Origin of the sequence: Shewanella sp. BJSY2023SW007 (genome assembly GCF_047314525.1) — a bacterium.
In the GTDB taxonomy this organism is placed as follows: domain Bacteria; phylum Pseudomonadota; class Gammaproteobacteria; order Enterobacterales; family Shewanellaceae; genus Shewanella; species Shewanella chilikensis.
The window spans coordinates 1-13,559 of sequence record NZ_JBKORL010000051.1 but is presented as its reverse complement, the minus strand read 5'-3'; the positions used below and the strand labels follow the sequence as shown (position 1 = coordinate 13,559).

Annotated in this window: 10 protein-coding genes; 3 read left to right on the top strand and 7 right to left on the bottom strand. The window is 52.6% G+C overall.

Going from position 1 to position 13,559, the window contains the following annotated elements:
• Positions 1-142: 142 nt before the first annotated feature.
• The 4 genes from ACMHXE_RS08330 to uvrD form a co-directional block, all read right to left on the bottom strand.
• A complete protein-coding gene (locus tag ACMHXE_RS08330; protein WP_101057112.1) occupies positions 143-571 on the bottom strand; it encodes an excinuclease ABC subunit A in 429 nt (142 codons plus the stop codon).
• Positions 572-710: 139 nt separating this feature from the next.
• Complete coding sequence (locus tag ACMHXE_RS08325) at positions 711-1,751, bottom strand: NAD(P)H-dependent flavin oxidoreductase (RefSeq protein ID WP_248952859.1); 1,041 nt, start codon at positions 1,749-1,751, stop codon at positions 711-713.
• 149 nt (positions 1,752-1,900) lie between these two features.
• Positions 1,901-2,761: a 4-hydroxybenzoate octaprenyltransferase gene (ubiA, locus tag ACMHXE_RS08320; protein ID WP_101057108.1), complete on the bottom strand. Its 861-nt coding sequence runs from the start codon at positions 2,759-2,761 to the stop codon at positions 1,901-1,903.
• Between the two features lie 102 nt (positions 2,762-2,863).
• Positions 2,864-5,029, bottom strand: coding sequence for a DNA helicase II (gene uvrD, locus ACMHXE_RS08315; RefSeq protein ID WP_101057106.1), 2,166 nt, complete (start codon positions 5,027-5,029; stop codon positions 2,864-2,866).
• 338 nt (positions 5,030-5,367) lie between these two features.
• Here uvrD and ACMHXE_RS08310 point away from each other — a divergent pair, with 338 nt between their 5' ends.
• Positions 5,368-7,011 (top strand): methyl-accepting chemotaxis protein, encoded by a 1,644-nt coding sequence (locus ACMHXE_RS08310; protein WP_226564610.1) that lies wholly within the window; start codon positions 5,368-5,370, stop codon positions 7,009-7,011.
• A 74-nt stretch (positions 7,012-7,085) separates the two neighbouring features.
• On the top strand, positions 7,086-7,310 hold the full coding sequence (locus tag ACMHXE_RS08305) for a hypothetical protein (RefSeq protein WP_101057102.1): 225 nt from the start codon (positions 7,086-7,088) through the stop codon (positions 7,308-7,310).
• A 53-nt stretch (positions 7,311-7,363) separates the two neighbouring features.
• On the opposite strand, the gene ACMHXE_RS08300 is transcribed toward ACMHXE_RS08305, so the two are convergent.
• From ACMHXE_RS08300 to hemE, 3 genes are all read right to left on the bottom strand, one after another.
• Positions 7,364-8,167 carry an SDR family oxidoreductase gene (locus ACMHXE_RS08300; RefSeq protein WP_101057100.1) on the bottom strand — a complete coding sequence of 268 codons (804 nt, stop codon included), beginning with the start codon at positions 8,165-8,167 and terminating at the stop codon, positions 7,364-7,366.
• Positions 8,168-8,193: 26 nt separating this feature from the next.
• On the bottom strand, positions 8,194-10,791 hold the full coding sequence (locus ACMHXE_RS08295) for a putative bifunctional diguanylate cyclase/phosphodiesterase (protein WP_412495866.1): 2,598 nt from the start codon (positions 10,789-10,791) through the stop codon (positions 8,194-8,196).
• Positions 10,792-11,224: 433 nt separating this feature from the next.
• Positions 11,225-12,289 (bottom strand): uroporphyrinogen decarboxylase, encoded by a 1,065-nt coding sequence (gene hemE, locus ACMHXE_RS08290; RefSeq protein WP_101057098.1) that lies wholly within the window; start codon positions 12,287-12,289, stop codon positions 11,225-11,227.
• 613 nt (positions 12,290-12,902) lie between these two features.
• Here hemE and rsd point away from each other — a divergent pair.
• Positions 12,903-13,385, top strand: coding sequence for a sigma D regulator (rsd, locus tag ACMHXE_RS08285; protein ID WP_101057096.1), 483 nt, complete (start codon positions 12,903-12,905; stop codon positions 13,383-13,385).
• Positions 13,386-13,559 lie beyond the last annotated feature (174 nt).

Here is a 13,559-nt window from a genome sequence, read left to right as displayed (position 1 = left end):
AAAGTTGCATAAAAAAATCCGATGACATGGGGTCATCGGATTTTGATCCTTTCAGTGAGATCGTCAAGCGATCTGTCTTAACTGATCGGCATTAGACCCCAGGTCTGCTTTTTCAGCGATGAAAGCAGTGAGTGCTTCACCGTTAGAACTTCACCAAGGTCCCTTTCAGCGCCACCCCGGCCATGATAGCCCCGGCGCCGCACTCATATTCGGTCTCGCTGACAAACTCACGCTTCTTGTAATAGGACTGGATATTGACCACAGCGTCCATCCCCTCACGCTCGGCGCGCTCCTGCAACGCCTTTAGCGCACTCAACATCACCCACTCACAGGCTTCGCGATCCGACTTGCCAAAGGCATTGGTCTTTTTATTGGTGATCACCTCGCCATAGCTCTTGCTGATCTCCGGGTGAACCTGAGTGGCAAAATACAGTGGCACATCGTAAAGGGCTTCTTTGGCCTTCTCGGTCTGCAGCAGTTCCTGCACCGGATACTGGGCTATGGTGTCGCGGGCTGTGGCGTTGGCACTGACCATCAGGGCCAGCAGCGCCAGAGCAAGTGATTTTTTCATCTAGATCTCCCTATTGCGGCTCTACGCCGCAGTCAAAGCTTTGATTGCAGTCCATCTAAAGATAGGATCACTCTGCCGGTTGCAGGAGTGACTAATTCGCAATGATACAACTAGTTACACACCACAGACCAGAAAAAGCTCACGACTCAATAAAGGCTGCCATCAACTCACGGGTCAAATCGGCGGCGGGAATTTCCCGACATCCCTCCGGATTCTGACCACACCAGAGCGGGCTGAAATCACTGCAGTCGCGTGCTTCTGCCGCGGCGCGCAGCGGCGCAATGGCATTGGCCGCCAAGGGGAAATCCGGCGCTTGCCCCAAAGGCCCCAACTCACGCATCAAACGGGTCATTATGCCTCTGGCCGGACGGCCACTATAGAGATTGGTCAGTGCCGTATGGCGATTCATTTGCGGATCTTTCAGCGCTTGGCGATGCAGTTCACTGATCTCGGCCTCCGGGCACAAGAGATAGGCCGTGCCCACCTGCACCCCGGCCGCTCCCAAAGCCATGGCCGCCTGCACTCCGGCGGCGTCGGCAATACCACCGGCAGCAATCACGGGCACCTTCACCGCTTGTACCAGGCGCGGTAACAGGGCGAAGGTACCGCTGTGCTCGGTCAAATCATCACTGAGGAAATGGCCTCTGTGACCACCGGCTTCCAGGCCCTGGGCTATGATGGCATCCACGCCTCTGGATTCGAGCCACTTGGCCTCAGCGACGCTGGTTGCCGAGGCGATCACCTTGGTGCCCCAGCTCTTGACCCTGAGCATCAACTCGGTGGAGGGAAGCCCGAAATGAAAACTCACCACTTCGGGGCGAAAGGGTTCTATAACCGCGGCAACATCGGCATCGAAGGGACGCCGCTCGGCACCACCGCCGAGCTCTTCGACCTCGAATTCACGGTAATAGGGCGCCAGTTGCTGCCGCCAGGTACGCAAACGCTCGGCTTGTTCCTCGGGCGGCTTATGGCAGAAGAAGTTGAGATTTACCGGCCGGTCACTCTGGCGCCTAAAACTCTCAATGGCTTGCTTGAGTTTGTCATGGGATAACATGGCGCAGGGAATGGAGCCGAGCGCACCGGCAGAAGCGACCGCCAATGCCAACGGCACGCCCTGTGCGCCGGCCATGGGGGCTTGAATCAGCGGCAATTCAATACCAAAGAGTTGTTCTATCAACATACCAAGACTCCTTCTTGCTTCAGTCCTCAGCGGCGCTATTCCCGCTGCTTGGTCCAATCATCCGGCTGTTCAGACTAACGGTTAGCGGTTGTTTACGCCAGCAAAAACGCCGCGAGAATCGCGGCGTTGACAGTCAAACTCAGTGTCATTCAGAGCAGGTAATCCATCCCCAAGGCGACAAACAAGACCATACCTGCCCAGTTATTGTTGAGAAATGCCTTGAAGCAGGGAGCCCGCTGCCTGTCGTAAATCAGCCTCTGCTGATAAAGCCCAAAGCCGATAAAGGCCAGCAGCCCAACCAGATAGAGGGTACCTCGCTCGGCCACATAACCGGCAGTCATAAAGCAGGCCAGCGCCGCCAGCTGAAACAGGCCGATGATCTGCCTGTCGTAACGGCCGAACAGAATGGCGGTGGACTTGATCCCCACCTTGAGATCATCGTCCCTGTCCACCATGGCATACATAGTGTCGTAGGCCACAGTCCAGAACCAGTTGGCGGCAAACAGCCACCAGGCTTCGACAGGCACTTCACCTGTCTGGGCAGCATAAGCCATGGGGATCGACCAACTCCAAACCGTGCCGAGGAACATTTGCGGCATATTGGTGTAGCGTTTGGTGAAGGGATAGATAATGGTCAGCAGCATGCCGACAAGAGAGAGCTTCACCACCAGTGGGTTGAGCAGCAGCACCAAGCCAAAGGCAAACAGCCCCATGACCACAAACAAGCCCAGTGCTTCTTTGACCGTTACCTCGCCACTGGCCAAGGGTCTGGCCTTGGTGCGCTCGACATAGGTGTCTAACTCACGGTCGGCATAGTCATTGATAATGCAGCCGCAGGCGCGCATCACAAACACACCTATGATAAAGATGATCAACACCTTGAGATCCGGTAAACCTCCGGCCGCCAGCCACAGCGCCATTAAACAGGGCCACAGCAGCAGAAAAGTTCCTATGGGTCTGTCCAGACGCGACAGACGGGCATAGACATCAATTTTTTCCCTCAAGTTCATCGGTAGGCTCTCCAACACATCACAGCCTTAAATTTGCCAAGCATTATGACTCAGCGACAGTGTGATTGACACCGCAAAACGCGAATTTTCCTATCAGGGCTGTCAGCAAGCGGTTAACTTGGCGTAGGCCACCACCAACCACTTACTGCCGAAGTCATCGAAATTCACCTGCACCCTGGCCTGTGCGCCCTGGCCTTCAAAATTGGTCACTATCCCCTCACCGAATTTGGGATGCAGCACCCGTTGGCCGACATTGAAGCCCGTATCGTTGAAGCTGCTTTGCGACTTGCTAAACCTGTTATTGGCCATGGGGGTGGCCACCTGCGCCTTGAGACGGATCTCCTGCAGATACTGAGGCGGGATCTCCTTGATAAAGCGCGACGGCCGCGAGTAGTTTTCACGGCCATAGATGCGGCGCGACTCGGCATAGGTGATATACAGCTGCTGCATGGCGCGGGTCATGCCCACGTAACACAGGCGCCGCTCTTCTTCCAAACGATCGCCCTCTTCCAGCGACAACTGGCTGGGAAACAGCCCTTCTTCGACACCGGCCATAAACACCAGCGGGAACTCCAGCCCCTTGGCCGAGTGCAGCGTCATCAACTGCACCGCATCTGTGTGGGCATCGGCCTGGCCTTCTCCCGCCTCCAGCGCAGCATGGGACAGGAAGGCATTCAACTCACCCATGTCCACCAGCTCTTCCGGCACTTCGAAGGTGCGCGCCGCGGTGACCAGTTCCTCAAGGTTTTCCACTCTGGCCTGAGCCTTTTCGCCCTTTTCCTGCTCATACATGGCCTTGAGCCCGGAGTTCTGGATCACTATATCCGCCTGGCGATAGAGGGGCAGCTCTTCGGTGTCGTTGCGCAGCTGCACTATCAGGTCCATAAAGCTGCGCACCGCATTGGCGGCGCGACCGGCCAAGACCTTCTCTTCCAATAGACGGACGCAGGCCTGCCACAGGGTCAATTGCTGCTGCCGAGCCGTGGTTCTGAGAATATCCAGGGTGCGATCGCCTATCCCCCTGGCGGGAGTGTTGACCACCCGCTCGAAGGCGGCGTCATCGTCGCGGTTGGCAATCAGACGCAGGTATCCCATGGCATCCTTGATCTCCTGACGCTCGAAGAAGCGCAAGCCGCCATAGATCCGATAAGCCAGCCCCTTGTGCAGCAAGGCCTCTTCCAATACCCGTGATTGAGCATTACTGCGATAGAGGATGGCGCAGTCACTGAGACTGCCGCCCTTGTCCTGCCAGTCGCCAATGCGGCCTATGATGAAGCGGGCTTCATCCATCTCATTGAAGGCACAGTAAACTGAAATAGGCTCACCATCGACATCTTCGGTCCACAGCTGTTTACCCAGCCGATCCGGGTTGTTGGCGATAAGTTCGTTGGAGGCCTTGAGAATATTGCCGCTGGAGCGGTAGTTTTGCTCCAGGCGAATAGTTTCGGCATTGGGGAAGTCCTGTAAAAACTTGTGCAGGTTTTCCACTTGGGCACCGCGCCAGCCATAGATGGACTGGTCATCGTCACCCACTATCATCACATTGGCGCTCTTGCCCGCCAGCACTCTGATCCAGGCATATTGAATGGCGTTGGTGTCCTGAAACTCATCCACCAGAATATTGCGGAATCTATCCTGATAGTGGGCCAGAATATGTTCCTTGTTGAGAAACAGCTCGTGAGCCCGCAAGAGTATCTCGGCAAAATCCACCAGACCGGCACGATCACAGGATTCCTGATACACCTGATAGATTTGAATCAGCTTCTGTTCCATGGGGAAAATCCCACCATCAAGATGCTTCGGGCGTAATCCTTCATCCTTCTTACCATTAATATAACTGGCCACCATCCGCGGCGGATACTGCTTCTCATCCAGATTCAGGCTCTTGAGGATACGCTTGAGCAAGCGGAGCTGATCATCCGAGTCAAGGATCTGAAAATTCTGCGGCAGGCCAGCATCCTGCCAGTGAGTACGCAGCAGACGATGGGCCAGACCATGGAAGGTACCGATCCACATGCGGCCCATATGGTTGCCGACTATCTTCTCCACCCGCTCCCGCATCTCGGCGGCCGCCTTATTGGTAAAGGTCACCGCCATAATGGAGTATGGGCTCTGGTTTTCCACCTGCAGCAGCCAGGCAATCCTGTGAGTCAGTACCCGGGTCTTGCCGCTACCGGCTCCGGCGAGCACCAGCATGCTCGATTGAGGTGCGGCTACCGCCTCACGCTGCTTGTCATTCAGGCCATCCAATAAAGAAGATACGTCCATTCGCGCCTCCACAAAAACGAGCGCGCATTATAGCAGGAAAGACCCATAGCTCCTACGCGCCTTAGCAGGCTACTGATAGAACTGGACTCAAGGGAAGAGGGCAAAACAGAGTCGGCTTCATCGGTATTTCCCCTTCTTTTTCCAAAACAAAATACTGCATCAAATGCTCATATTAAATCATTACTAAATAATGACTTAACAATATAAACAATCAAAAATATTAAAAGTTAAAAAATTTACCTATTAAATTGCCACAACTCACAGTTTACAACAGAACAAAGACCTAGGATCTTGAAACATTCACTATATTTTTCATGCATTTGTTTGGGAGCCGGGTTTTGAACCAAGCCATCTTTTCCAATCTATCTTTGCGCAAGTTGTTAATCACCTTGTTTGCTGCGCTTTTAGCACTGTTTTGTCTGTCATTGGGCACCATTGGCTATCACCTAGAGGAGGTGAAAAGCCAAATAAGCCTGCTGGAACGGGAGTACCACAGCAATGATCAGGCCGCCTCTTTACTGCAACTGGTATCCGGCCTCAGACGGGAACAGCTGGGTTACAGCTTGAGACGGGTACTGAATGCTCCCATGAGTGAGGAGTCACGTCAGTACCTGCAAGATCAGACCCTGGCGATCAACTCGGCATTACAGCAACTGAAACAGGGCGCCGGACAAGATACCCTGGTGCAGCTGCACAAGCTGGATGCGCCGCTGCTGGCCTTTATGGGACTGCATAAGCAGTTTTTGAATCAAGACAGCAGCGACCTTGCGGAAAACACCGCCAACATGCTGACCTCCATGGAATCCTGGCATATTTACAACAATGTCGAGACCGAGCTCAAGGCCTTGATGGAGCTGGAAACCAATAAGGTCAGCTCTGCCAGAAGCGCCAGTGAACAAGCGATTCAATCCCTCAGCAGCAGTCTGGTCATCGTCTTCTGTCTCTTTGTGACCCTGGCATTGGGAGCCGGCTGGTTCCTGCTGCGACGAATTTTTATTCCCCTTGGCGCCACCACGCAAGTGCTGGAAAAAATCGCTTCGGGCGATCTCGCCAGCGCCATCCCGATGGAGAAATTCAGCGGCAGTGAATTCAAACACTTGGCAGAAACTCTGGGGCAGATGCGTACCACATTGCATGAAATGATCTCCCAGATAGGCGCCGCCTCGGTACAACTGGCTGCGGCTGTGGAGGAGATGACTGCGGTCGCCGCCGAATCTGCCGAGGAGATGCAACAGCAGCGCTCTGAGGTCGATCAGGTAGCCACCGCTATGACAGAGCTGCAGAGCTCAATTGCCGATATCTCCCGCAACACCACGCAAACGGCTGATCAGGCCAACCAAGGGGTGCAAGCCACCACGGAAGGCCAGCAAGTGGTAATGCAAACTCTGGATACCATTCAAAGCTCAGATGCAGAAATCACCGCCGCCAGCGAAGTGATAAATCAATTGCAGAAAGATTCAGACTCCATTGCCATGGTGCTGGAAGTGATCGCCCAGATAACCGACCAGACCAACCTGTTGGCCCTCAACGCCGCCATCGAAGCCGCCAGGGCCGGTGAAGCCGGCAGAGGCTTTGCCGTAGTGGCCGATGAAGTACGCACCCTCGCCAGCCGCACCCAAAGCTCAGCGCTGGAAATCAAAGGCACCATAGAGCAGCTGCAACAAAGGGCTCAACATGCCAATGAAGTGATGCAAAAGAGCCGTGAACGTATGCAAGGCAGTGTCCGCTGCGCCAATGAGGCCAGTGATGCAATTGAAAGAATTAGTGCCGCCATCAGTATTATCAATGATATGGCGATTCAGGTGGCCAGTGCCACCGAACAACAAACAGCGGTTACCGGCGAGTTGGGGGTCAATATCACCAATATCAGTGATGCCGCCTCCAGAGTGTCCATGGGAACAGGACAGGTATCCCAATCCAGCCAGGAGCTGAGTCAGTTGGCCCACAATCTGGCGCATTTGATCAGCCGCTTCCGCACCTAAAACGAGATCTTTGTCACACTCATGCGGCCGCAACGGCCGCATGATAATACCATTCCAACTTGGAGAGACTGACTATGGGATATTCAATCAAAGACTTGGTATATAACGGTGAAACTCATGGGGTACACAACTGGTCGACCCTGGAAGGCAGCCAGTTTTACTGGCATCCGGATTGGCTGCATATCGCCGAGGATTTAACCGGCCACAAAGCCACAGCCCATATTCAAACCAAAGCTGCCAAGGCCAGCCATGAAGAGGCTAAGGCCACCATAGTCCAACACCTCAACGACAAAAAGTAATCTCTAAAATAACCTAGATAAGTCTCCCTCGCGGAGGCTTATCTATTCTTGGGCTAGTGCCCGGACGCTATAGCCTTGCGGGCAAGATTATCCACCCATGCTGGAGCGATAAGGCGAACAAAACGTCCCAGACGACCACGCCAGGAGGTGATCAACATTCGCCCCCGCCCGGCTATGACCGGCAACATCATCTGTACGCATTCTTCAGCAGTCATAATCTTGCTTTCTGCCATGGGAGAAGTTCCGAGTGGCTTACCCTCACCATCCAGCGCCCGCCGATGGATCTCGGAGACCACAAAGTCAGGGCAGATCACTGTCACTGCAATACCATCCTCGGCCAATTCGATTCGCAGAGAATCAAAGAACCCCACTACTGCATGTTTGGAAGCGGCATAACCACTGCGGGTTGGCACCCCGGTCAAACCGGCCACGGAAGCCACCACTACCACTTGTCCTTGAGAAGCCTTCAAATGCGGCAGCGCCGCATGGGTCAGCCAGGCAGGTCCCAAATAATTGACCCGCATCAGCTGTTCGAGAATATCCAGTTGCTTGAGTTCATCGAAGCGGCTCCACATGGTCATGCCGGCATTATTAATCAATATATCCAGCCGACCAAAACGCTCGATTACCGTGGCTATCAAGGCTTCACAGTCCTGTTGTCGCCCGACATCACCACAGACTACCAGCGACGCACCGCCGACCGACTCAACCTCCATCGCCAGGGTACGCAACCTGTGTTCATTGCGGGCACTGAGCACCAGCTGCCCGCCGAGTGGTGCCAAAGCCAGCGTCAACGCCCGTCCAATACCTTCCGAGGCACCGGTAATCACTATGACCTTATTAGCGAGTCCTTCCATCTACAATCCATTGTCAGTCGAAGTTATCAGGCTAAGCTCGCATACTCCTGTTGCAAGTGCAATCCCTGCAACTGCTGCTCATGAGCCTTCTGCCACTGATAAAATTGCTCCAGAGGTTTGGGGCGCCCTATGGCGTAACCCTGAGCATAATCAACCCCTATCTCCAACAGCTTGTCCACAATTTCCTGGTTTTCGACAAACTCGGCGACAGTTTCTATCCCCATGACCCGGCACACATCATGAATGGATTTAACTATCGCATAGTCTTTGGCATTGCTGGCCAAATGACGGACGAAACAACCATCTATCTTGACATAATCCACTGGCAGTTCCCGCAAGTAACCGTAAGAAGCAAAGCCACTGCCAAAATCATCCAGCGCGAAGGCAAATCCCAAGCGGCGCAATTGGTTGAGCATTTCCATCGCCCGGGTTCGGTTCTGGATAGCACTGGTTTCTGTAATCTCAAAGCAGACACAGGAGCTGGGAATACCATAACGCCCCTGCATCTCGGCGATATAGTCCAGCATGCCCTCGCTCCCCAGACTGTTTCCGGAAAGATTGATGGAAACACAAAGCTCAGACCAGAGCTGTGAATGCTCGGAAAGCCACAGAAAGGCTTTACGGATAACTTCCCTATCGACTTCCGGCATCAACTTAAAGCGCTCTGCCGCCGCAATAAACTGTGCCGGTGGCAAGATACGGCCACTGTTGTCGCGGATCCGCAGCAAGATTTCCAACCTTTGACGGCGACAACAGCCATTGAGCCCTTGAATTGGTTGAAAATAAAGTAATAGCTCTTTGTCTTCTATGGCTCTGGCAATACGCACAGCCCACTTGGGGGCATTGCGCTCATTAGCCAGCTCTTTGTTGCGATCATCAAAGAAGTGAATTTGATTACTGCCCTTGCGCTTGGCCGCCAAACAAGCGATATCGGCATCCTTGAGCAGTTCGGCCGGGGCCATGCAAGGGCCTCGATGGAAGGCCACACCACTGCTGACACCCACCCGGTAATGAGCACCGCCGCAAGGCAATACCTGCAAGCAAACTTGCTTCACCAACTTCTTCAAAAGCTTGGCGACTTCAAGAGCACTGCGATTACGGACAGCCAAGCCAAACTCATCACCGCCGAGTCTGGCCAACATTTCGTCGCCCTGCAAGCAAGATTCTATAGCTCTGGCAACCATCACCAACATCTGATCGCCGGCGTCATGGCCACAGTTATCATTGATAAGTTTGAACTGCTCCAAATCCAAATAGCAAAGCGCCAGAGTGTCGGCTCCTTCGGCATAGCCCGGCAAGCGTTCCTCAAAGGCGCTACGATTATAAAGCCCGGTAATACCATCGACACTGGCTTTCAACCTGAGTTGCTGTTTGAGAGTTTCTTCTTGGGTAATATCCCGCAGAACTGTCACCGCACCTATCACTTTGCCTTTGTGGTTACAGAGATTGCTCACCGCCCGCTCCATAATCCTCGGCTGCTGCATCTGCAGGGTGACCTTACTGTACTCGGGCTGTCGGTTACCACTGGACATAAAGGCGAGCAACTCCTCGTCCAGTTGATCGTCACTCTTGAGCAGAGAATCCAGCGTCCACCCCAATGCCTGTTGGCTACGTAGACCCAATAGGGATTCCGCCTGCGGATTAAGGTAGATAACCTTGGCCTTATTGTTGGTGAGGATTACCGCTTCGGCTATGGATTCAAGGGTAATACGGGAACGTTCATTTTGCTGAAATATCCGCAGCAACAGGTTGTTGATCCTGTCCGCCAACACCTTGAATTCAGCGCCGCCGTAACCACTAACATGGGTATAGCGTCTGGCGCTGGGATCTATCTCCTTCAGCTCTGTCATCAAACGGTCGAAAGGTTTCAGCAAGCCGCGTCGTAACCACAAATAACCGATGGCGACCATCAGCATGCCGCCGAGCAACAGCAGCATCACCACAAGTAAACTCTGCCACTCCAGACGTTCAAAGGCATCGCTCTGTTGTCTGATCTGTAATACAAAAGGCTCGCCCAACAGTGTCGGTACCGGAACTTGACTGAAAAGCTTAAGATGCTGCCCTGTACTCACAGGCTGTCGCAGCGGAACCAAGGCCACTGATTGGATAAGATCGGCCTGCCCAAGATTCTGCAAATGCACAGGTGTCAGCAAACGAGTGACGATCAAAGCCTCGCCATCATCGAAGCGATAGAAGCCGATCTGCAGCGGTTGGCCATTGACTACAGCAGCGCCAAAAGCTTCTTTATCCAAAGCAGCAAACATATCGGCAGGAGGAATTTTTTGCTCAAGCACTCGGGTCTTGCCGTTGGCCAGCGCCGTTACCTTGCCCTGATGTAGATGAAACAGACTAATATTGGATGACTGTAACCCCTCAACCCAACCGGCTAACAATGAATCTGACGGCATTTCGAGAATCGGGACATAGAGACGCGCCAGCTGCAGCAGACGCCGGGACTCTCGGGTAAACTGTTGTTCAATACCGACATACTCATGTTCCAGCGTTTGCTGCCGGAACTGACCCAGACTGTATTCAAACCAAAAATTCAAACAGTAGGCGACCACAAGCAGGGCCGGAATACAGAACCCCAGAATGAACACGCCTATTTTTTTGCCAATGTGCATCTTAAACCACGGCTGATTGTGATCGGATATCAAGAGTGCCGAACTCCGCCAGGCAACATACCTCATTTAATGGCCGGTTAAAACTCTTGACTGGCATCATCGCCAGTTTGCCGCCCTTTGCCCGCGACAAACTGCACCAGCTTGCCTTGACTCTTACAGGCTTGTGTTGATTTGGCGCAGGAAAAAAGGGATAGATACGTGCTTTGGAGCACAATTTGTCAAATTGAAAATATCATTGGTGAGGAGCTAAATCTGTATTCCAGGTAATTCTGCGTGGGCTCCTGTCCGCCGCAGAACCAGGCTATTCTTCCCCCCTAAGACACTGCAACTCAGTCGCATTAATTGCATCCAAGGGTGCAAGCCCGACAATATGCTATTGCTTTAACAGCAAAAAGGCCCGCAATGCGAGCCTTTTTGCTGAACGAATACTAACTTACTTGTGATACTGGGCAGACAGCTCATGTACCGACTTAACGAAGGCACCGGCATGCTCAGGATCCACGTGCTGGTGGATACCATGGCCCAAGTTGAATACATGACCTGTACCTTGACCATAGCTGGCCAGGATCTGCGCCACTTCTTCATGAATACGCTCAGGTGATGCATACAGAGTCGAAGGATCCATATTGCCCTGCAGGGCAACCTTGTCACCGACACGCTTACGGGCATCGCCTATGTCTATGGTCCAATCCAGCCCCAGGGCATCACACCCTGTCTCGGCCATGGCTTCAAGCCACAGACCACCGCCCTTGGTAAATAGGGTCACAGGAACCTGACGACCTTCGGCATGACGGTTCAAACCATCGATGATCTTCTGCATATAACGCAGAGAGAATTCACGATAGGCCGCATGAGACAGCGCCCCACCCCAAGAGTCAAAGATCATCACTGCTTGTGCACCGTTGGCGATCTGGGCGTTCAGATAAAGGGTCACTGAGTCGGCCAGCTTGTCAAGTAACATGTGCAGTGCTGCAGGCTCGGCATACATCATCCGCTTGATCTTTTCGAAGGCCTTGCTGGAGCCGCCTTCAACCATGTAGGTAGCCAGTGTCCAAGGTGAACCAGAGAAACCAATCAGCGGTACTTCGCCCTTGAGTTCGCGGCGAATGGTGCTAACGGCTTTCATCACATAACCGAGCTCATCTTCCGGATCCGGAATAGCCAGTTTCTTGATGGCTTCAATGGTATCGGTTGGGCGCTCAAAGCGAGGACCCTCACCTGCTTCAAAATACAGGCCCAAACCCATGGCATCAGGCACAGTCAAAATATCGGAAAACAGGATTGCCGCATCCAATTCAAAACGACGCAGCGGCTGCAAGGTAACTTCACAAGCCAGTTCGGCATTACGGCACAGCGCCATAAAGTCACCGGCTTCGGCGCGGGTAGCGCGATATTCTGGCAGATAGCGGCCAGCCTGGCGCATCATCCAAACTGGTGTAACATCAACAGGTTGCTTGAGCAGCGCACGTAAATAACGATCGTTTTTTAATTCTGCCATTGGGCTTATTCCTACTCCGATTGAGATCTGCTGGTTCGCTAGTTTAGCATTTGCGGCTGCATTGTAACCTGTGTCTGAGTATTTATGTGACCAGAGGCATGGATAAATACCATTCCAGAGAAGAGTTTGACCCCATCCAAGCTTTATTGGGCCACTACAATGGACAAATTCATGACCGAATTGACAATAGATACTGACGATTCGATCACCACAGACTTAATGCGCCGCGAAACCCGGCGACACCATTGCGCCAGCTCACATTTTTACAACAAAAGTATAAAAATCCAGGCGTCAGCCAAACGTCTTATGACAGAAAAAAGTTGCACAGGTTCCCACCCTTTGGTATAAAAAGTCTGCGCTAGCAAGAACAATCAAGAAGCTCGTCACATCGAGCCCGTTAAAACTTTCCTCGCCCAGCTGTAGTTTCTACCGCTGGGCTTTTTATTTTCCGATCCACATCCGGATACACAATTTAACATTTGAGTTGTTTTTGTATACAAAACAACTGGTTTGTCCATGAGCAAAAAAACCGTTTACACGTCGAAAAGAGTTGATCACTGGTTAACTTGTCACCTAAATTAGGTACAGGTGCGGCGATAAGGATGAGAAGATCATGCTGAAACAACTTGAACAGGCCGAGCAAAAATGGGGCGGAGCCAATGCTCTGGTAGATCAATGGTTGAATAACCGCAGGAAGTTACTGGTTTATTACTGCAAATTAGCCGGACTGGCCCCCTATGAAAACCGTGACAAGTCCCTGCCCTGCGTCGATCAGGTTCGCGGCTTCTGTAATCTGTTGGTGGATTACGTTTCAGAAGGTCATTTCGAAGTCTTCAATAGGGTCGTCGACGCCTGTGACGAACAAGGACAATCGCACAAAGCACTGGCACAGCAATTACTGCCCAAGATTGTCGAGACTACAGATCAAGCCTTGGACTTCAGTGATAAATATTCCGAGCTGGAAAGCGACGATCTACTCTATCAGCTGGATAAAGATCTCGCCGAATTAGTGCACGCTCTGGAGACCCGCTTCCAGTTGGAAGATAGAATGTTGGAAGTGCTGCACAATAAAAAAGCAGCGCCGACACTCAACTAATACCGTAACGAGTCTGCCGGCTATTGTCGTACCTAATGCCTTATTACGGCCGTTTTCAGACTTCAAAGCCGGCTCTATGTAATACCAATCTCTTTAATTATGTGATCTAATTAGCCAACACTTTTTCAGCTGCCAGATCATGAATCATCCCGACATCGCTTCATTAGCAAAATC

Excerpts from the sequence above, each read along its gene's own strand:
- ACMHXE_RS08300 (WP_101057100.1), bottom strand. The coding sequence starts at position 8,167 with ATGGAAGGACTCGCTAATAAGGTCATAGTGATTACCGGTGCCTCGGAA.
- rsd (WP_101057096.1), top strand. The coding sequence starts at position 12,903 with ATGCTGAAACAACTTGAACAGGCCGAGCAAAAATGGGGCGGAGCCAAT.
- ACMHXE_RS08295 (WP_412495866.1), bottom strand. The coding sequence starts at position 10,791 with ATGCACATTGGCAAAAAAATAGGCGTGTTCATTCTGGGGTTCTGTATT.
- ACMHXE_RS08330 (WP_101057112.1), bottom strand. The coding sequence starts at position 571 with ATGAAAAAATCACTTGCTCTGGCGCTGCTGGCCCTGATGGTCAGTGCC.
- ACMHXE_RS08305 (WP_101057102.1), top strand. The coding sequence starts at position 7,086 with ATGGGATATTCAATCAAAGACTTGGTATATAACGGTGAAACTCATGGG.
- ubiA (WP_101057108.1), bottom strand. The coding sequence starts at position 2,761 with ATGAACTTGAGGGAAAAAATTGATGTCTATGCCCGTCTGTCGCGTCTG.
- ACMHXE_RS08325 (WP_248952859.1), bottom strand. The coding sequence starts at position 1,751 with ATGTTGATAGAACAACTCTTTGGTATTGAATTGCCGCTGATTCAAGCC.
- uvrD (WP_101057106.1), bottom strand. The coding sequence starts at position 5,029 with ATGGACGTATCTTCTTTATTGGATGGCCTGAATGACAAGCAGCGTGAG.
- hemE (WP_101057098.1), bottom strand. The coding sequence starts at position 12,289 with ATGGCAGAATTAAAAAACGATCGTTATTTACGTGCGCTGCTCAAGCAA.